The following is an 18,759-nucleotide window of genomic DNA, read 5'->3' as shown; positions in this document are numbered from 1 at the left end:
GACAGAGGCGGGCTGCGATGCGCGGGGGCGCGGCGCAGGGCGGGGCGGGCCGCGCGCGCCTCGGGGGGCCGAGGCGAGGGGCGGCCCGCGCCCGGTCCGGGGCTACTTCTTGTCCTTCTTGTCGCCCGCGGGGGCGGCGCCGCCCTTGGCGGGGGCAGCCGCGCCGCCGGCAGGCGCAGCGGCCGCTGCCGGCGCGCCGGCAGCCGGCTTCGCCTCGTCCTCGGCGCCGGCCTTCTCGGGCGCGTTGACGACCGCGATCGTCTGCTCGTCGGCGAGCAGGGCCTTCACGCCCTCGGGCAGCGTCAGCCCGCTCGCCTTGTACGACTCGCCCATGTCGAGCTCGGTCACGTCGATCTCGATGAACGACGGGATCTTCTCGGGCAGGCAGCGCACCGGGATCGTGCGGAAGATCTGCTGGAGCACGCCGCCGGTGACCACGCCCTTCGGCTTGCCCACGGTGCGGAAGGGGATGTGCACGTCGACGGGCTGGTCGAGCTTCACCTGGATGAAGTCGGCGTGGACGAGCTCCCGCGAGATCGGGTGGTAGTCGTAGTCGCGCACCATGACGGTGAGCGTCTCGCCGTTCTCGATGGCGAGCTCGACCACGGAGTTCTTGCCGTGGTCGGAGCCGAGCACCTGAAGGAGCGCCTTCGGCGAGACGGCGACCGACAGCGGCGCGAGCTCGCGCCCGTAGGCGATGGCGGGAATCTGTCCGGCGCGGCGCAGGCGGCTCGACGCGCTCTTGCCGCTCTCCTCGCGCCTCGTGGCGTTGAGCTTGATGATCTCCATGACGACGGCTCCAGAAGTGATCCGGAGGCCCGCGGTGCGCGGTCCACTCCGGCGTAGGGTGCGGCGCTATAGCAGAACGAGAAAAGGAAAGTCGAGCCTTCGTCGCCGGGCAGCGGCGTTTTTTGTGGCGGGAGCGCGGGCGACCTGCGCCGCCGGGGTCCCTTTCGCAAGGTTCCGCCGGTTCCGCCGGACGCGCGCCGCCGGTCAGACGAAGAGCGAGCTCACCGAGTCCGAGTGATGGATGCGGCGGATCGCCTCGGCGAGCAGCCGCGCCACCGAGACGACCTTGAACTTACCGGACGCCCTCGCCTCGTCCGAGAGCGGGATCGAGTTCGTCACCACGACCTCGGTGAGGGGGGAGTCCTTGATGCGCTCGACGGCCGGACCGGACAGGACCGGGTGCGTGGCGCAGGCGGCGACGCTCCTGGCGCCCTGCTTCATCAGGGCGTTGGCGGCGTTCACCAGGGTGCCGGCGGTGTCGATGAGGTCGTCGAGGATGAGGCACTGCTTGCCGGCCACCTCGCCGATGATGTTCATGACCTCGCTCTCGTTCGCCCGCTCGCGGCGCTTGTCGATGATCGCCAGCGTGCCCTGGAGCCGCTTCGAGTAGGCGCGGGCCCGCTCGACGCCGCCGGCGTCCGGCGAGACGATGACCACGTCCCTGCCGTAGTGCTCGCGCAGGTGATGGTCGAGCAGCGCCGGCATCGCGAACAGGTGGTCGAACGGGATGTTGAAGAAGCCCTGGATCTGCCCGGCGTGCAGGTCGAGCGCGACGATCCGGTTCACCCCGGCGGCGACGATGAGGTCGGCGACCAGCTTCGACGTGATCGGCGTCCTCGGCGCGACCTTCCGGTCCTGCCGGGCATAGCCGTAGTAGGGGATGACCGCCGTGATCGAGCCGGCCGAGGCGCGGCGGAGCGCGTCGACCATGATCAGGAGCTCCATCACGCTGTCGTTCACCGGCGAGCAGGTGGGCTGCACGACGTAGGTGTCGACGCCCCGGACGTTCTCCTGGATGACGCAGAACGTCTCCCCGTCGGAGAAGCGCGACACGCGCGACTTCCCCATGGGCTGCTCGAGGACCTGACAGATTTCCTGGGTAAGTGCGAAATTGGCGTTGCCGGAGAAGATACTGACTCTCTTGAACACGGCGCGCCTCCAGCCCATTTAGGGGAGCGCGGCTCTATCAGCCGGACATGGGGCCGTCAAGCGGCTCTGTACATCGGACGCTTGGCTGTACATGCGTATCGTGCCGGGCGGCTCCCCTGACCCTGGCTTGCCCACCGGCTTTTCGTTGGGCGGTGCTTCGGGTTAGGTAGCGTCTGTGGAGTATTTTGCTGCCGCCGCTGGCGGGCAGGGCGGGCGCGCCGCGGTCGGGCCGCGGGGCAGCCTCGTCATCATCGGCAACTTCGACGGCGTCCACCGGGGGCACCAGGCGCTGCTCGCCGACGCGGCGCTCGACGCGGAGCGGCGGGGGCTCTCGCCGGTGGCGCTCACGTTCGCGCCGCACCCGGCGAGCGTCCTTGGCCGGACCCCGCCGCCGACGCTGACGGCGCTGCCGCGCAAGATCGAGCTCATCCGACGCGTGCAGCCGGCGATCCGGGTGGACGTGGTGACGTTCGATCGCGCGTTCGCGGCGCAGACGCCGGAGGAGTTCGTGCGGCGCGTGCTGCTCGATCGGCTCGCCGCGCGCGTCGTCCTGGTCGGCGCGAACTTCCGGTTCGGCCACGGGCGCGCCGGCGACTTCACGACGCTCGGGCGCCTCGGCGAGGATCTCGGCTTCGAGACGCGATCGCACCCGCTCGTGGGCGACGCCGAGGGGGCGTGGTCGAGCACCCGCGTCCGCGCGGCGATCGCGCGCGGGGATCTGGAGGCGGCCGAGCAGATGCTGTCGCGCCCGCACATGCTGTCCGGCGTGGTCGCGCAGGGGGCCAAGCGGGGCCGGACCATCGGCTTCCCCACCTGCAACCTCGACGAGATCGAGGAGGCGCTCCCGCCGTTCGGCGTGTACGCGACGCTCGTCGATCGGGTGGCGCCGTCGGGCCGCGCGATCGCGCTCGCCCGCGGCGTGGCGAACCTCGGCGTGCGGCCGACGGTCGAGCCGTCGAAGCAGGCGCGGCCGAACCTCGAGGTGCACCTGTTCGACATCGACGAGGATCTCTACGGCGCGGCGCTGCGGGTGCACCTCGTCGCCCGGCTGCGCGAGGAGCGGCGGTTCTCGGGCCTGCCGGAGCTCAAGGCGCAGATCGCGCGCGACGCCGAGGCCGCGCGCGCGCGGCTCGCGCCGCTCGCCGCGGATCCGGCGGCGGAGGGCGCCTTTCGCTGAGCGGCCGCGCGCCGGTGGGCGCGCGGCGGATGTGGTAGCGTCCACGGCGATGGAGCGCCGGGAGCTCGACGGGCTGACGCGGGAGGAGCTGATAGCGCGCGCCGAGGGGCTCGGGGTGCCGCGGCCGCGCGTGCTCACGAAGGCCGAGCTCGTCGACGAGATCCTGGCGCGCACCGCGCAGGGGGAGCCGGAGCGGGCCCGGCTGCGCGGCTTCCTCGGGCGGGCGCGCGATCTGCTCTCGCGCGTGGTCGAGCGCGGCCTGCACATGCCGGAGACCGCGCGCGCGCTGCGCGGCGAGGCCCCGCCCGAGCAGTGGCCGCCGCCCCCGCCGCCGCCGCGGGCCACGACGACGCTGGCCGAGATCTACGCGTCGCAGGGGCACACGGACCGGGCGATCGCCGTGCTCGACGAGATCCTGGAGCGCGAGCCGCAACACGAGGACGCGCGGCGGCTCCGGGAGCGGCTGATCGAGCAGGCGCAGCGCGCGCAGGGCGAGGGGACGGAGGCGCAAGGCGCAAGGGTGGGGGCTGCGGAGGCGGAGGACGCGGAGGCGGAGGACGCGGAGGCGGAGGGCGCGGAGGCGGAGGGCGCGGAGGCGGAGGAGGCCGAGGCCGAAAGCGCGGATGCGAAGGAGGCCGAGGCCGAAAGCGCGGATGCGAAGAAGACCGGCGTCGAGGCCGCGGAGGAGGCCGGCGTCGAGGCCGCGGAGGAGGCCGGCGTCGAGGCCGCGGAGGAGGCCGGCGTCGAGGCCGCGGAGGAGACCGGCGTCGAGGCCGCGGAGGAGACCGGCGTCGAGGCCGCGGAGGAGACCGGCGTCGAGGCCGCGAAGGACACCGGCGCGAGCGAGCAGCCCGAGGCCCCCATCCCGGGCGAGCAGGATCGTCAGCCCGAGCCCGTTTCCGCGGCTCCCGACCACGAGCCGGCACAGCCGCCGCGAGATCCCTCTCCCCCGGAGGCTCCGCCGCCGGCGGCCATCGCGGAGCGCGTCGTCGCGGGCGCGGCGCCGGGCCTCGCTGCGGCCTTGCAGGACGAGCGCGCGGAGCTCCCGGCGCGGTACGACCTCGACGAGGTCGTCGGCCTCGCGGTCGATCCGGAGACGCTCTACGTCTACTGGGAAGTGCGCCCGCGGACGCTCGCGCGAGCGCGCGCGCGCCGCCCGCGAGGGCAGCTCGTGATCCGCGTGGTCGCGGTGCTCCCGAGCTGGGAGAGGCCGGTGGTCGAGCAGCGGGATCTCGCGATCGACGCGCTCTTCGGCGACATGTTCGTGCGCGACATCCCGGCCGGCTCGCACCTGCGGATGTGCACGGGCTGGCTCGACGGCGACGTGTTCGAGCCCTTCGCGGTGGGCCTCGAGGTCGCTGCGCCGCGCGCGGTGCCGCTCGCGCCGAGGTCGCCCACGCCGGGGCCGGACGCTTCCGCGCAGGCGGCGCCGCAGGACGAGGTCCCGGCGGACCACCCCGCCGGGCCGACGCGCGACGCAGAGCCGCACCTCGAAGGCGCCGGCGGCCATGCGCCGTCCGCGGCGTCCGGCGCGCTCGACGCGGCAGCAGCGTCGCTGCCCACCTCGGGCGCGAGCGGTCAGGCTGGGGAGAGCGCCGCCGCGGCGTACGCTGGGGGCGCGGGCTCCGCGATCGCACCTCCGCCGGCCCCGAGCGCGCCTGCCGTGAGCGTCGCCGCGCCACCCGGGGCGGCCGAGGCAGCGCCCGTCGCCGGCACCGATGTGGCCAGGGCTGCCGCACCCGCGGCCCGCGACATCGCCGCGGAAGCTGCCGCGCCGGCCGCGGGCAGCGACGCCGCTCCCGAAGCCGTCGCGCCAACCCCGCTCGGCGACCCCGCGGCCGACGCCGTCTCGCCCGACCCCGGCGCGGCGATCGCCCCAGGACCAGCGCTCGCCTCGCCCCGCGAGGGGCCGCCCCGCTTCCCCTCGGGCGCGGCGCCGACCGCGGAGGCGCTCGCGCGGGCGGTCGCGGCGACCCGCGAGCAGCCCCTCGAGGGGCCGGCCGCGGCGACCCGCGAGCCGCCCCTCGAGGGGCCGCCCCGCTTCCCCTCGGGGACGGTGCCGACCGCGGAGGCGCTCGCGCAGGCGGTCGCGGCGACCCGCGGCGGGTCGAGCGACCTGCTCCGGGCAGGCGGCGGCAGCGCCTGGCCGGGGCCCGTCGGCCAGCCTCACGCCAGCGAGGCCCTCCGGCGCGCCGGCGCCGAGCGGCCACGGTCCCTCGGCGGTGCGAGCGAGCTGCGCGTCGGCGCCGACCGATCTCGGCCCCCCGGGGGCGCGAGCGAGCTGCGCGCCGGCGCCGAGCGCTCTCGGCCCCCCGGCGGCGGAACCGAGCTGTGGCGGAGCTTCGCCACCGCGGCGCGCCCGCGCTCGGGGAGCCGCTGAGCGAGCCGGACGACCCGTTCACGCAACTGGCGGCGCGCGGCGGTCGACCCAGCTCGCGTGCAACCGAACCACCGATCCCTCGCCACCCCCGTTCTCTCCCTCCTCGGCGCGCTCGCCTGCGCCCTGTCCACGCCCGAGGCGCGCGCCGAGCTCCCCTTCGACGATGAGCCGACCGCGCTCGACCCGCGCGTGGACCGCATCGACGCCGCGCCCCACGAGCTCTGGGCCGCATCCCCGGGGCGCGCGCAGCCGCTCTGGATCTCGCTCCAGCTCGGGCTCGCGCGGCTCGAAGGCGGCGAGCGCTCCCTCAGCGGCATGCTGCTCGCGAGCATCCCCCTGGAGCGGCTCTCCGATCGCCCTGGCGTGCCCCCTCCCTCCACCGTCGCCGAATCCGAGGCGCCGCGGCTGAAGCCTGCTCCTCCGAGCCCACCCCGCGCGGCGCCGGCGCCCGATCCCGCGGGGGCGCCCCCCGCGACGCCTCCCCCACCGCCGCCGGCCGAGGTCGAGCCCGAGCTCCCGCTGCCGGTCCGGGTCACGCCGGCGATGGCCCGCGCCGCCGTCGAGGCGGCGCTGCGGCAGTCGCGCCTGCTCGATCCCGAGGCGCGCATCGACGCCATCGCGTCGCGCGCCCGGACGTCGTCGCTGCTCCCGGAGCTCCGGCTCCGCGTCTCGCGCCTCGTCGACGAGGCGGAGAACCTGGCCCCCACCCAGTACGATCCGGCGCGGAGGACGGCCTCCGGCGGCACGAGCCTCTGGCTCGAGGCGCGCGCGACCTGGCGGCTCGATCGCCTCGTCTTCGCCGACGAGGAGATCGCCCTGGAGCGCCTCCGCCGCGATCGCGCCGAGCTGCAGGCCAAGCTCACGGCCCGCGTGCTCGACCTGCTCTTCGCCTGGCAGCGCGCCGTCGCGCTCTCGGCCGATCCGGGGCGGAGCCCCGAGGAGCGCCGCGCCGCCGCGCTCGCGGCCCTCGAGGCCGAGGCGTCCCTCGACCTGCTCACCGGCGGCTGGATGGCGCGCTGGCGCGCCGCGCGCGAGTGAGGCCGCGCGCTACAGGATGGCCTGCGAGAGCGTCACCTTGCGCCTGCCGGTCCCGGTGTCCCCGTCGGTGTCCGTGACGGTCACCTCGACGTCGACGACCTTCCCGAGCAGCTCGTCGATCGTCCGCTCCCCGTCGAGCCGGAACCGCAGCCCGGCGAGCTTGCAGAAGCCGCCCTCGTCCTGGTCCAGGGTGAAGATGACCCGGAGCGGCTCGATGGCGTAGTCGAGCTCGGGCACGGCGCCGTTCACCACCGTGATCGAGCCGGACTGCCGGAGGTTCTTGAGCCGGATGGCGACGAAGATGTGGTAGCCGCCCTGCGGTCCGGCCTCCACCTGGACCTCGTCGAGATCCTCGAGCGCGAAGTAGTCGGCCTGCCCCTCGCCGACGACGACGACCGGCGCGCCCCCGCCGGCCGGCTTGCAGGCGTCCGGCGCGGCGTCCGCCTTCCACGAGTCGCTGTACGGCTCGAGCCGCCGGGGATCCACGTCGGGGGCGCTGCAGCCGCCGGCCACGCAGGTCCGCGGCGCCGGGCACGTGGGATCCCCGGGCGCGACGACGCACTCCTGCTCGAGGCGCACGCGGAGCAGCAACGTGCGGCCGCCGATCACCCGCGTCGACGCGGCGCGGACGAGCACCGGCCGCTCCGCGTCCTCCGCCCCGAACGCCTCCAGGGAGATCTCCACCGCCGTCCCGTCCTCGAGATCGCGGAAGAAGAGCTCCCTCGGGAAGAACAGCTGCCCGCTCCCGTGCGTCAGCACGTCGTCGCGGAGCAGCTCGCCGCCGGCGCGCAGGACCACGCGCAGCCGATCGAGCTCGGCGCCGGCGCGCAGCTCGCTCGTCAGCCCGATCACCACGGTCCCGGTGGTCGGTCGCGGAGCGCCGCAGCCGGCGAGGACCAGGAAGCAGAGCGCGAGGGCGGCGAGCAGGGCAGGGCGCATCGGCGTGGGCGACCGGGCGGCGGGCGGGGCGCTACTCGATGCCCTCGAGCGCCGCCAGGAACACGTCCGGGCCGACGAAGTCGTTGAAGCGCTTCCGCTCGGCCCCGGTGGAGTCGTAGATCACCACCGTGGGCAGGCCGACGACCTTGTACTTGCCCTTCACCGCGTCGACCTGGGGATCCTCGTCGTCCGTCGCGTCGACCTTCACCGCGACGAAGTGCGCCGCCTTGGCCATGACGCGCGGATCCGAGAAGGTGTCCTTGTCGAGCTGCTTGCAGGCGCCGCACCACTCCGCGGTGAAGTCGACGAGCAGCGGGCGCTTCTCCGCCTTCGCCTTCGAGACGGCCACCGGCTCCTGGTGCAGCCACGTGAGCTGCCGCGGCGCGGCCTCGCCGGCCACCGCCGACGGCACGGGCGAGGCGAGCCTCGGCAGATCCAGGCTCGCGACGAGCAGGAAGCCGCAGGTCACCGTGAGCGCGATCCCGAGCCCCTTGCGGGCCTTCACCCCGACGCCGCCGTCGTCCCAGGACAGGTGCACCGCGCCGAGCACGAGGCCGACCACGACCAGCCCGGCCATCACCGCCATGAACTGCGGCGTGGGCTGCGCGAGCGACGACAGCGCCGGGAACGTCGTCTTCAGGAAATACAGCGCGACGATCAGCATCACGATCCCGAAGAACGACTTCACGCCGAGCATCCACTTGCCGCCCTTCGGCAGCGCGACCGCGAACGCGCCGACGAGCCAGAACGGCAGGCCGAGCCCGATCGCGAAGGTGGCGCCGACGAGCGCCCCGAGGCCGATGCTCTGGGTCTTCCCGATCCAGAGGATGATGCCGGTGAGGACGGGCCCGGTGCACGGCGCCGCGACGAGGCCGCTCACCAGCCCGAGCAGGAACGCGCCGCCGTAGCCGATGCCGCCGACCTGCGAGAGCCGCTGCATCAGCGAATCGGGCAGCGCCATGTCGAACGCGCCGAACATGGAGAGCGACAGCGCGATGAACACCGCCGCGATGCCGACGATGACCCACCGGTTCGAGAGCACGCTGCCGAACAGGCTGCCCGTGAGCGCCGCGACCACGAGCATCGTCGTGAAGAGCACGACGATCCCGAGCACGAAGCTCGTCGAGAGCAGCATCGCCTCGCGCCGGGACTTCGCCTCCCGCGCCCCGAAGATGCTCACCGTGATCGCGATCATCGGGTACACGCACGGCGTGAGGCACGTGAGCAGGCCGCCCGCGAGCGCGGCGAGCCCCGCGAACACCGGGCCCGCCTGGAGGCCGCGGGTGAACAGATCCGGCTGATCCGCGGCCAGGGCGAGCGCGGGGCACGCGAGCACCGAGAGCGCCACGAGCGCCGCGAGCGCGCGCCCGAGCGCCCCGGCCGCGCCGCGCGCGTCGCGTCGACGAACCGCCGGGGCGGCGCCGGCGCTTCCCATGAAACGAGTCGAAGCGGTCATCACGGAGGTTCTATAGCAAAGCGATCGCCCCCGTGCGGCGCGCGGCCGTCCGTTCAGGCCGGCATCAGCGCTTCGGGAGGGACGCCAGCGTCTGGCGCGCGGCCTCGATCTCCCCCGCGAGCGCGATCGCGACCGCGGCCCGCCCCGAGGTGCTCCGCTGGACGAAGGCTTCCAGGTATTTCTTGGCCTCGTCCCAGCGACGGTCGAAGTAAGCCATCTGCCCGAGCACGAAGCGGCCGTACCCCTGGCCCGCCGGCACCTCCGAGAGCCGGTCGATCAGCGCGCCGAGCCCCTCCACCGCCTTGCCGCTCTCGCACTGCACCACGGCGAGGTGCCCCTGGTAGAGCGGCTTGTCCCGCGTGCCCCAGCGCGCCGCGCGCGTGAGCGCGCCGATCGCCTCGTCGTACCGGCGCGCCAGGTGGTACACGCTGCCCAGCGTCCACCAGTGGAACGCCCGCCGGCTCGCCGGCCCCGTGCGCGCCGCCAGCCGGAGGTGCCCCACCGCGCCGTCGATGTCCCCGAGCGCCTGCTTCGCGCGCGCCGCGTCCTGGTGGGCGACGTCGCGCAGCACGCCGAGCGAGAGGACCTGCTCGGCCACCTCGGCCGCCCGCTCGAAGCGGCGCGTCTCGAAGTAGGCGAGGTAGAGCTGGCGCAGCAGCATCGCCTGCGTCGTCCGGTCGAGCGGCCCCCGGAGCGACAGGCCCCGCCGCGCCCAGAGCGCCCGGGAGCGCGGCGTCTCCGCGACCAGCGCCCGCCGCAGCATCTCCTCCGGCGTCAGCGTCTTCGCCGGCGCGCGCCGGCGCGGCGCATTGCTCGGCCGCTTCTCTCGTGGAGCGCCCCGCCCCGCGTCCTCCCCGCCGCCCGCAACGACGCTGCCCGCAACGACTTTCGCCGTCGACTTCGTGCGGCGCCCCCCAGAGCCCGTCCGGACGGATCGAGCGCCGTCCACGCTGTCACCGTGCTCGCTCGCCTTGCGCACAGAAAGCAATCGTAACAGACCTGCACACGCGTTCCAGCAAGACGCGAGGTTTCCATCTTGACTCGGGCCGGCGAGGCTCCGGCGGCCCATGGCCGGGCGTCGGGGCCGGCGGCCGTCGGTTTCCGGCTGGGTTCCGGCCGGGAGCTGGACCCGGTTGCGCCCCACCGGGCGTGGCGCCATCGTCGCGGCCATGCCTCGCCGCCCTGGCTCTACTTCCCTTCTGCGGAGGCGGCGTTCCGTCTCCACGGTCACCGGCTGTCCGCGTCGGGGCCGGGTCCTCTGGCTCGCGTCGTGTCTGGCCCTCGTCGGCGGCGCGTCGCTCGCGGCCGGGTGCGGGCACCCGGCGAGCCGCGACGAGTGCGAGGCCATCTTCAAGCGGAGCGCGGAGATCGAGCTCCGGGCCCAGAACGTCGTCGACCCGAAGGTCGTCGAGGAGCGCACGGCGGCGGTGCGGGACGCCCGCGGCAAGGAGCTCATCGACCGGTGCGTCGGGCGGCGGATCACGGACGCCGCCATGGCGTGCGTCCGGCAGGCGACCACCCCGGAGCAGGTCGATACGTGCCTGGAGTGACGCGGCCGGCGACGCGCGCCGACGTGATGGCGACGCTGGCCATCGTGCTGCTCCTGGTCGGGGTCGTCGCCGGGCGCGCCGCGCTCCGCCGCCTCTCGCCGCGCCCGACCCCCGAGGCGTGCGCCGCGCTCCTCGATCGCTATGTCGAGCTCGCGCTGCGCGCGGCCACGCCTGAGCCCGCCGTGTCCGAGGTGGCCGAACGGCAGGCGATGGCGCGGGCGGCCGCCGGCGAGCGCGGCTTCGTCCGCTGCGAGGCCGACCTCACCCAGACCGAGGTGGCGTGCGCCCTGCAAGCGGGCAACGCGGACGACCTGGAGCGCTGTCTGCCCTGATCCGACGGCCCGCCTCGCTCGGCGTGCGGCGCGGGGCGGAGCCCCGAGAGCGCCAGGCCAGCGGACGACCGGCTCCGACATGCGCCCCCACCGTGAAGGAACGGGGGGCACGTTGCGGATCGTTCCTGGCGCGCCGTGCTGTGATAGTCTCGGCCGTGGCGAGCGCTCCCCGGTGGCGCGATCTCCTCACCTCCCCAACCTCGGATTGCCTGTCGTGAAAGCCCCGTCGCCCTTGCTCGGCTTCAACAACAACGTCCGGCACAAGGGGCGGTTGTTCCACATACAGACCGAGGACTCGGGCATTCGCCACCCGCACATCATCACGCACCTCTTCGCCGACGGCGGGCGCATCCTCAAGACCACGAAGACGTCGTACGCCGAGCACGTCGGCCAGGCCTCGCTCGCCGAGACGGTGCGCGGCATGATGAAGGAGCAGCACAAGGCGATGTTCATCGCCCTGCGCGACGGCCACTTCGACTACCTCTTCGACGACAGCGCCGCGCCGCCCGTCTCGGCCCCCGCGGCCGCGGCGCCCGCCGCTCCCGAGCCGAGCAAGGCCGCGCGGCCGCCGGCCCCGTCGTCGCCCGAGGTCCCGAGCGCGCCGAAGCCGCCCCCGCCGTCCCGGCCCCTCGCGTCGCCCGTCGTGCCGCCCCTCGCGCCCGAGGCGGCGCCGCGCCCGAAGCCGGCCCCCGCGCCGACGCCGCCGCCGAGGCCCGCCGCGCCGCCCGCGAGGCCGGCGGTCGCGCCCGCTGCTGCGCCGCCGGCGCGCGCCGCGGCGCCCGAGCCGGCGCCCGCGCCGGCCAGCGCGCGCCCGCGGCTCGAGCTCGATCCGGTCGGGATCCAGGGGCTCGGCGGCGGCGGGCGCGCGGCCAGCCCGTTCACCGGCAGGGCCGTGCGCCCGGCGGCGCCGGAGATCAAGAAGTCCGAGCCGTCCATCGATCTCGATCTCGACGCGCTCGAGCGCGCCGCGGCCGAGGCGCAGACGCCGTTCTTCCAGCAGATCCAGGACCTCCCGCCGCCGCCCGCGTCGGTGATCGGGCGGCGGTCGGAGTCCGCGGCCTCCGGCGCCGGCGTCTACAGCAACGTCCACCCGGAGCAGCCCTCGCCGCCGCCCGCGGCCCCCGTCGCGGTCGAGCACTTCACGGGCAGCCCCGGCTCCGGCCGCTACGCGGCCTCGCGCCCGGCCAGCATCTTCGCGACGAACCGGCCGCAGGAGGGCGCGTCGATCTTCGGTGAGGATCTCATCAGCGAGAAGTCGCTGGACGAGGTGATCCTCAGCTACCTCGCGGAAGATCTCGACAGCCCGCCGGAGAAGAAATAATCGGGCTGCTGCCTTTCGTGGCGGACGCGTGGGGCAGGCGCGTGGGGGTCAGGCGCGTGGAGCGAGCGGCGGTCACCTGATGAGCTCGGATCGGACCGCAGGGGACGACGAGGGGACGCGCCGCCGCGGCGCGGCCCTGGCCCGCATCTGGCTGCGGCCGATGTCGTATCTGCTCGGCGTCAGCATGGCGACCCTGTCGGTCGTCTACCTGCTCGACATCGCGCGGCACGGGAACGAGCGCCTCCCGATCCGGGAGGTGCTGTTGCACATGTCGCCGAGCGACGCCGAGCACATCATGGGCGGCATCGGCGAGGTCATCGCCGCCATCCTCGGCATCGTCATCACGGTCGCCTCCATCATCGTGCAGCTCGCCGCGAACCGGTACACGCCGCGGATCACCGAGATGTTCTTCCGCGACCGGACGAACATGGTCGTGATGGGGTTCTTCGTCGTCAGCGCGGTGTTCTCGCTGTGGGTCAACTTCTCGATCCGCGTCGGCGAGGGCTCGACCGAGCACGCCTTCGTCCCGACGTACGGCGTCCTCGTCACCATGGGGCTGCTCACCGCGAGCCTGCTCATGATGGCGCCCTACTTCCTGTACGTGTTCGACTTCGTCGAGCCCGACAACGTGGTCGGGCGGATCAAGCGGAGCGGCATCGAGCAGGCGCTGCGCCCCGCGGATCACGAGAGCGACGGCGAGGTCGACGAGCGGCGGGTGACGGCGCTCTCGTCGCTGGAGCAGCTCGCCGACGTGGCGCTCAACGCGATCGACCAGAAGGACAAGGGCATCGCGTCGAAGACCGTCGACTCGCTGTCGGAGCTCGTGGTCGCGTACCTGCCGCACAAGGCGACGCTCGATCCGCGCTGGTTCCAGATCCGCGACCGCCTCGCCAAGGACGCCGACTTCGTGAGCATGAACGCCGAGGCGCTCGGCAAGCTCTCGGCCACGCGGACCTGGCTCGAGTACAAGGCGCTCCGCCAGTTCCTGATGGTCTACCGCGAGGCGCTCACGGCGATGCCCGATCTCATCACGCGCGTCGCGATCGACACGCGCTACATCGGGCAGACCGCCATCGCCGTGGGGGACCGGGCGGCCGTCGCGGTCGTCGTGAAGTTCTTCAACACCTACATGCGCCGCTCGCTCAACGCGAAGGACATCGCCGCGGCCTACAACAACCTGAACCAGTACCGCTACCTCGCCGAGGAGCTGCTCAAGGCGGGCTGGGGGGATCAGGTCCTCGAGATCGCTCGGCATTTCAAGTACTACGCGCAGACGGCCCACGCGATGGGGCTCGCGTTCCTGACCGAGACCGTCGCGTTCGACCTGTGCGTGGTCAACGAGCGCGCGTACGACCTCCACGCACCTGCCCGGGACGAGCTGCTCCAGCTCTTCCTCGAGGTGGACAAGGAGGCCGAGCTCGACCAGCAGGAGCCGTCGCTCCGCGGCGTCCGCAAGGCGCAGGTCAAGCTCGCCACGTACTACCTGCAGAAGGGCGAGGAGGCGCTCGCGCGGCGGATCTACCGCGACATGCGCGACGAGCGGCCCGATCGGCTGCGCTCGATCCGCGCGGAGCTCTTGGCCGTGACGAGCAACGAGTTCTGGGAGATCAACGACCGGGGCGCGGTGTTCGAGTACATCGAGCCCGAGCGGCGGCAGCTCATCCACCGCTTCTTCGAGTGGTTCCCGGCGACGACCATGCGGGAGCCGATCCGCGAGGAGCAGACGCAGGAGTGACGGGGCGTCCGGCGCGCTCGAGCCGGAGCCGGGGCGCTGTACACGCAGGCTGGATCCGCGCCGGGCATCGACGCGACGATTCCTGCGGCGCGCGGGCGGCGATAGGATCGGGCATGCGCTCCCTGCACCCCCTCGACCCAGCGCAGGAGGGCTAGCCTCGACGAACGCCGAGGTCCCGCGCCGCACACACCCGAGATGCCCGCCTCACGCCCGCGTCGCAAGCATGCCGCGTCCGATCCTCCGCCGGAGCTGTTCGCCGGCAAGTACCGGCTCGTCCGGATGCTGGGCAAGGGCGGCATGGGGGAGGTGTGGCTCGCCGAGCAGGAGCAGCCGCCGGGCTCCCTGCGCCGCGTCGCGCTGAAGCGGCTGGCCCCGCGGCCCGAGCTCGGCGACGTGGCGAGGGAGTCGTTCTTCGCCGAGGCGGAGGTGATCGCGCGGCTCGATCACCCGAACGTGGTGCGGCTGATCGAGCTCGGCGACTGCGAGGGCTCCGTGTACCTCGCGCTCGACTACATCGACGGGCCCGCCGTCGATCGCGTGCTCAGGAAGGTGGGCGCGCTCTCGCCGCGCGCGGTGGCGTACCTCGGCCGGGAGATGGCGAGGGCGCTCGAGGCGGTGCACAGCCTGCGCGAGGCCGACGGGCGGCGCTACGCGGTCGTCCATCGCGACGTCTCGCCCTCCAACATCTTGATCGCGCGGGATGGCCGCGTTTGCCTGACCGACTTCGGCGTCGCGCGGATCCCGGGCCTCGCGGGCGAGCAGGCCGACGGCGCCGTGTTCAAGGGCAAGCTCCCGTACATGCCCCCGGAGCTCGCGCGCGGCGAGCCGTTCGACGGGCGCGCGGACGTGTTCTCGCTGGGGCTCACGCTCCTCGAGGCGCTGCTCGGCAGCCGGGTGCGCAAGGCCGACACGCAGGCGCAGCTGATCATGCGCGTCGCGTCGACGCCGGTCCCGCGCGCGCGCGAGCTCTTGCCCGACCTGTGCGCGCCGCTCGCGGACGCGCTCGACGCGGCGACCGAGTTCCGCGTCGACAAGCGCATCGCCAGCGCGGGCAAGCTGGCCGAGGAGCTCGAGCAGGTCCTCCGCGGGATGGGGCAGGGCGCCGAGCACGAGGCCAGGAGCGAGCTGAAGGAGCACGTCGAGGCGTACATCGCGCGGGCGGGCTCGCTGAGCGGCGCCGGCTGCTACGCCTCGCCGTCGCTCCCGCCGGCGAGCGGGCCGGGGCAGAGCTCGCCGGATCTCCTGGGGAGGGCGCTGTCGGGCGTGCCGGACGCTGCGTCCGGGGATCGCCCGTCGGGCCGCCCGTCGGCGCCGGACGCGCGGCGGAGCGCGCCGTCGCTCCGCGGGAGCGGCGCCCCGCGTCCGCCCGGCGCCGCGAAGGGCTCGCTCTCGGTGCAGTACCTCGATTTCGACGGCCCGGAGGACACGCCGCCGCGCCCGCGCGCGCTCGCGGCGTCGACCACGCCGGAGGGCGAGCTCCAGCGGAGCCGCGCCGCGGCGGAGGCCTCGGGCGGCGCGGCGGCGGCGCAGAAGACCGGCAGGGCGAGCGCGGCGAGCAAGGCGAGCGCGGCCGGCAAGGCGAGCGCGGCCGGCAAGGCGAGCGCGGCGAGCAAGGCGAGCGCGGCGAACGCGGCGAGCGCGGCGAGCGCGGCGAACGCGGCGAACGCGGCGAGCGCGGCGAACGCGGCGGGCGCGGCGAGCGCGCCTGCGGGGGCGAGCAGCCTGGCCGGGGTGTCCGCGGCGCGCGGCAGCGAGGAGATCGCGCCGGACGTCGCGCCCGAGAGCGGCGGGCTCACCGCCGAGCAGCTGCGGCGCAAGCGGAGGATCTTCTTCGCGGGGCTGTTCGTGCTGGGGGCGATCGCGACGATCCGCCTGCTCGCCGTTTCCGGTTGCTAGAGCGCCGACCGATATCCAGGTGCGGTGTAGGTACTAGGGCACAAGGTCGGTTCGTGGTTCGGGCGGTTCCGGCGGTGTACCGCGCGGCCCGGAGACCCGCCCGCAACGTCGAGGACGTCGCGCAGTCACGTCGGTGCGGCTCACGCAAGCGGGAACATAGCTCGAGGTACGTACGCCGCGATGATTCCGACCGCCTACCACCTCACGTCACGCGCATGCGATCCGACCTCGGAGAAAGAAATTTGACCGCAGAGCCACAGAGAGCGCCAAGGACGCACAGTGTTTAATCGCTCCTTTCCTCGGTGCCCTTCATGTCTGCATCTCCAATTGTTTCTCGCTGTCTCTGCTTTTGGGCCGACAACGGCAGCTCTCGCGGGTAGTTGGGCCGATACGTCCGGACGTGATGCGGCGGTGTTACCGCGCGGTCGATTCCACATGACAGACGCGCCCATCGGCGACGGACACCGCACATCCCTGACAATCTTCGGGAAGTGACTATATTGGAAAGCGCTTCGAACGGGCACTTCGCGAAGAAAGCCCTTGCGCTGGATCGTCTGTGGAACATGATGGGCCTCGTTGTCGCCGGACTGGCGCTAATTGGAGGTAATCATGAAGAAGATCCTTTCTCTGTCGCTTTGCGTCCTCGGCACTGTTGCGATCTCCGGCAATGCCATGGCGATCGATGTCAACAGGGCGCAGAACGTGACGCTCAGCTGGGACGATATCGAGGTCGAGGTGGGGAGGCTCGAGTTCAATCACTCGGCCTTCCGCTATGTCGATCTCTCCGCGCAGATCGGCAGCGATTTCGAGGCGTGCGAGATCGCGGTCAAGTGGATCGACGGCGGCGCCGCTGCGTTCCAGCAGAGCACCACGCTCTTCGTTGCCGAGAAGCTGACCTCGGGGAAGTTCGACTGCAACAACGACTTCGCTCCGCAAAACAAGACCACCGTGATCATCCTCTCCCCTCTGCACCGTAACCGGAACTTCGGGTTCGACATCTCGAAGCAGGTCCAGCCTGTCCTGGCGCTGTTCGCGGGGGAGTCGAGGGTCAACGGCGCCCTCACCGGCGCGATCACAGAGCGTCTGGCTGCCGGCGTTCAGGTCGACTTCGACTTCTTCACCACGCCTGCGCCTCTCACCGGGACTGAGCCTTCCGAGCCGTCTGAGCCTTCTGAATCGTGATCGATGCCTTGCCCGGACCGAGGCGCTGCGTAAGGCGCCCTCGGTCCGGGCGCGCTTCCTTGCACCGGACGACAGGACTGCTCGACCCGAGCCGGTCCTGACGGCAGACGCCGCCGGCGATCGCCGGCGGCGCTGAGCATTATTTACCAGGCACAAGGCGCGCGATCGCGGCCCTTCCTGGGCACGTTACCTGGAGAGAACACATGCAACCATGCAGCGTAAGGGATAAGCGTTCGCGAAAGGTCCCTGGCAAGGCCTGGCTCCTCGGCGGGCTCGTGCTCCTGGCCAGCGCCGTCTTCCTCATGGCTTGGCGCAACGACGAAGCGGCCCCCGCCAGGGCGCACGCCGTCGAGGGCGCGAAGGGCCGCTCCACCTATCGCAATCGTGCCCTCTTGCCGCCTCCGCCCGCGCCCAAGCAGGCCTCGGCGCCGAAGCCGACGATCTCCGGGTACGTCTTCAGCACCGAAGGCGATCCGGTCGCGGGAGCGACGGTCATCGCCATGACCTTTCAGACTGCGGGCAATCTCCTGTCGACGGCGGGCTCCGCCCAGAGCGACGAGCGTGGGCGCTTCCAGCTCGCCCTCCCGGAAGGGACGTACCAGCTCAGCGCCACCATGGAGGGATATGGCTCGACCTCGGCCCCGGCGCACAGCGGCGCGACGGTGAGCCTGGTGCTCCCGAAGAGCGGGGCGGTCATCGGGCATGTCTACGATGAGCGCAAGGAGCCTGTACGCCGCTTCACCATCACGGCCGTCACCTCGCTTCCCGAGATGCTCCCGGCGCCGCCGCCGCTCTGGACCAAGACGTTCGATAGCCCTGACGGCTCGTTCCGCGCGGACCAGTTCCCGAACTGGGCGGTGTTCCTCAAGGTGACCGCCGCCGGTCGCGCGCCGTCGTTTTCTCCGGCGCTCACCGTGGAGCCCGGGGAGACCAAGGAGGTGGATATCTCGCTCTCGAGCGGGTGCACCCTGGTGGGGAAGGTGGAAGATAAAACGGGCCTCCCGCTGCCCGACGTGCTCGTCGACGCGGAGTCGCGCCTGGGCGCCGGCTCGAACAGCGAGCTGTCCATGGCGTCGGCAGACGCGGTGCAGCAGGCGATGAGCGAGATGGATGGCGGCTTCCGCCTGGAGCATGTTCCCATGGGCGATGTCCGGGTTCGCGCGTACGACGGCGCCAACGCGGTGACCACGCTCTCGCTGAAGATCACGGAGTGCGACAAGCTCGATCCGATCAAGGTGGTCATGTCCCCCGGAGGCGGCATCGCTGGCGTGGCGCGCCGGGCCGATGGTTCACCGCTCTCCGGCGCGCGGCTCGTGCTCCACGGTCGCGCCACCGGGTTCGTGGAGAACGTGAGCGACGCCGACGGGCGCTTCCGCTTCGAGGAGCTGCCGACCGGCATGGCGCGCCTCGAGCTGCGCTACGGCGAGCAGTCGATGATGCGGCCCGTCCGGGTCAAGGATGGGGAGATCACCGAGCTTGAGCTCAACCTTTACGAGGAAGGCACGGGCGAGATCCGCGGGCACGTCACCGCGCGGGACAAGCCCCTCGCCGGAGTCAAGCTCATGGTCACCGGCAAGCATGGGCAGAAAGGAGGGGTCAGCGTCTACTATCCGGTGACCGACGAGGCCGGCGACTACCGCGTGCCATCGCTCCCCGATGGGGGGTACGTGATCACCGCATTGTCCACGATGGAAGGCGAGGTGGCGCACGTCAACGCCGGCGGCGTGACGACGGTGAATCTGGATGTGTCGACGAAGCCTGCCTCGGGGGATACGAAGTGATGCGTTGCAGGACGCTCCACCGACGCTCTCCGCT

General features: G+C 73.0%; 15 protein-coding genes. 10 read left to right on the top strand and 5 right to left on the bottom strand.

All coding sequences use genetic code 11. From position 1 onward, the window contains the following. Window positions 1-102 precede the first annotated feature (102 nt). Window positions 103-789, bottom strand: coding sequence for a 50S ribosomal protein L25/general stress protein Ctc (locus tag NQZ70_RS41005; protein ID WP_129579076.1), 687 nt, complete (start codon window positions 787-789; stop codon window positions 103-105). Window positions 790-993: 204 nt separating this feature from the next. Continuing rightward, a complete protein-coding gene (locus tag NQZ70_RS41000; RefSeq protein WP_165374417.1) occupies window positions 994-1,938 on the bottom strand; it encodes a ribose-phosphate pyrophosphokinase in 945 nt (314 codons plus the stop codon). Between the two features lie 175 nt (window positions 1,939-2,113). Here NQZ70_RS41000 and ribF point away from each other — a divergent pair, with 175 nt between their 5' ends. From ribF to NQZ70_RS40985, 3 genes are read left to right on the top strand one after another with little or no spacing between them, the layout of a single operon-like run. Next, a complete protein-coding gene (gene ribF / locus NQZ70_RS40995; protein ID WP_129579074.1) occupies window positions 2,114-3,115 on the top strand; it encodes a riboflavin biosynthesis protein RibF in 1,002 nt (333 codons plus the stop codon). Window positions 3,116-3,164: 49 nt separating this feature from the next. Then, window positions 3,165-5,495 (top strand): tetratricopeptide repeat protein, encoded by a 2,331-nt coding sequence (locus tag NQZ70_RS40990; protein WP_129579073.1) that lies wholly within the window; start codon window positions 3,165-3,167, stop codon window positions 5,493-5,495. 57 nt (window positions 5,496-5,552) lie between these two features. Beyond that, complete coding sequence (locus tag NQZ70_RS40985; protein WP_129579072.1) at window positions 5,553-6,533, top strand: hypothetical protein; 981 nt, start codon at window positions 5,553-5,555, stop codon at window positions 6,531-6,533. A gap of 9 nt (window positions 6,534-6,542) precedes the next feature. Here the strand turns inward: NQZ70_RS40985 and NQZ70_RS40980 are convergent, their stop codons facing one another. The 3 genes from NQZ70_RS40980 to NQZ70_RS40970 form a co-directional block, all read right to left on the bottom strand. Beyond that, on the bottom strand, window positions 6,543-7,472 hold the full coding sequence (locus NQZ70_RS40980) for a hypothetical protein (RefSeq protein ID WP_129579071.1): 930 nt from the start codon (window positions 7,470-7,472) through the stop codon (window positions 6,543-6,545). Between the two features lie 31 nt (window positions 7,473-7,503). Then, window positions 7,504-8,928 carry a protein-disulfide reductase DsbD gene (locus NQZ70_RS40975; protein ID WP_129579070.1) on the bottom strand — a complete coding sequence of 475 codons (1,425 nt, stop codon included), beginning with the start codon at window positions 8,926-8,928 and terminating at the stop codon, window positions 7,504-7,506. A gap of 64 nt (window positions 8,929-8,992) precedes the next feature. After that, entirely contained in the window at window positions 8,993-9,907 is a 915-nt protein-coding gene (locus tag NQZ70_RS40970; protein ID WP_237244513.1) for a tetratricopeptide repeat protein, read from the bottom strand. A gap of 190 nt (window positions 9,908-10,097) precedes the next feature. Between NQZ70_RS40970 and NQZ70_RS40965 the strand changes: the two genes are divergently transcribed. The 7 genes from NQZ70_RS40965 (at window position 10,098) to NQZ70_RS40935 (ending at window position 18,725) form a co-directional block, all read left to right on the top strand. Continuing rightward, complete coding sequence (locus tag NQZ70_RS40965) at window positions 10,098-10,478, top strand: hypothetical protein (protein WP_129579069.1); 381 nt, start codon at window positions 10,098-10,100, stop codon at window positions 10,476-10,478. Beyond that, the gene (locus NQZ70_RS40960; RefSeq protein ID WP_129579068.1) at window positions 10,466-10,810 is read left to right on the top strand and encodes a hypothetical protein; all 345 of its coding nucleotides are present in this window, start codon (window positions 10,466-10,468) and stop codon (window positions 10,808-10,810) included. The genes NQZ70_RS40965 and NQZ70_RS40960 overlap by 13 nt, the downstream gene beginning before the upstream one ends. A 214-nt stretch (window positions 10,811-11,024) precedes the next feature. Beyond that, window positions 11,025-12,131, top strand: a complete 1,107-nt coding sequence (locus NQZ70_RS40955) for a hypothetical protein (RefSeq protein WP_237245731.1) — start codon at window positions 11,025-11,027, stop codon at window positions 12,129-12,131. A 79-nt stretch (window positions 12,132-12,210) separates the two neighbouring features. Beyond that, entirely contained in the window at window positions 12,211-13,866 is a 1,656-nt protein-coding gene (locus NQZ70_RS40950) for a DUF2254 family protein (RefSeq protein ID WP_129579067.1), read from the top strand. A 195-nt stretch (window positions 13,867-14,061) separates the two neighbouring features. Then, complete coding sequence (locus tag NQZ70_RS40945) at window positions 14,062-15,762, top strand: serine/threonine-protein kinase (protein ID WP_129579066.1); 1,701 nt, start codon at window positions 14,062-14,064, stop codon at window positions 15,760-15,762. A gap of 609 nt (window positions 15,763-16,371) precedes the next feature. Continuing rightward, the gene (locus NQZ70_RS40940) at window positions 16,372-16,944 is read left to right on the top strand and encodes a hypothetical protein (RefSeq protein ID WP_129579065.1); all 573 of its coding nucleotides are present in this window, start codon (window positions 16,372-16,374) and stop codon (window positions 16,942-16,944) included. Window positions 16,945-17,147: 203 nt separating this feature from the next. Next, window positions 17,148-18,725 carry a carboxypeptidase-like regulatory domain-containing protein gene (locus tag NQZ70_RS40935; protein ID WP_129579064.1) on the top strand — a complete coding sequence of 526 codons (1,578 nt, stop codon included), beginning with the start codon at window positions 17,148-17,150 and terminating at the stop codon, window positions 18,723-18,725. The last annotated feature ends 34 nt before the right edge of the window (window positions 18,726-18,759 follow it).

The sequence above is a fragment of the Sorangium sp. So ce836 genome, assembly GCF_028553905.1.
Lineage (GTDB): Bacteria > Myxococcota_A > Polyangia > Polyangiales > Polyangiaceae > Sorangium > Sorangium cellulosum_D.
Note: the sequence above shows the minus strand (reverse complement) of the source record. Positions and strands in the feature narration are given on the sequence as shown.

Coding starts and splice junctions, on each gene's coding strand:
- NQZ70_RS40950 (WP_129579067.1), top strand. CDS start 12,211: ATGAGCTCGGATCGGACCGCAGGGGACGACGAGGGGACGCGCCGCCGC.
- NQZ70_RS40980 (WP_129579071.1), bottom strand. CDS start 7,472: ATGCGCCCTGCCCTGCTCGCCGCCCTCGCGCTCTGCTTCCTGGTCCTC.
- NQZ70_RS41005 (WP_129579076.1), bottom strand. CDS start 789: ATGGAGATCATCAAGCTCAACGCCACGAGGCGCGAGGAGAGCGGCAAG.
- NQZ70_RS40940 (WP_129579065.1), top strand. CDS start 16,372: ATGAAGAAGATCCTTTCTCTGTCGCTTTGCGTCCTCGGCACTGTTGCG.
- NQZ70_RS40965 (WP_129579069.1), top strand. CDS start 10,098: ATGCCTCGCCGCCCTGGCTCTACTTCCCTTCTGCGGAGGCGGCGTTCC.
- NQZ70_RS40990 (WP_129579073.1), top strand. CDS start 3,165: ATGGAGCGCCGGGAGCTCGACGGGCTGACGCGGGAGGAGCTGATAGCG.
- NQZ70_RS40945 (WP_129579066.1), top strand. CDS start 14,062: ATGCCCGCCTCACGCCCGCGTCGCAAGCATGCCGCGTCCGATCCTCCG.
- NQZ70_RS40975 (WP_129579070.1), bottom strand. CDS start 8,928: ATGACCGCTTCGACTCGTTTCATGGGAAGCGCCGGCGCCGCCCCGGCG.
- NQZ70_RS40935 (WP_129579064.1), top strand. CDS start 17,148: ATGCAACCATGCAGCGTAAGGGATAAGCGTTCGCGAAAGGTCCCTGGC.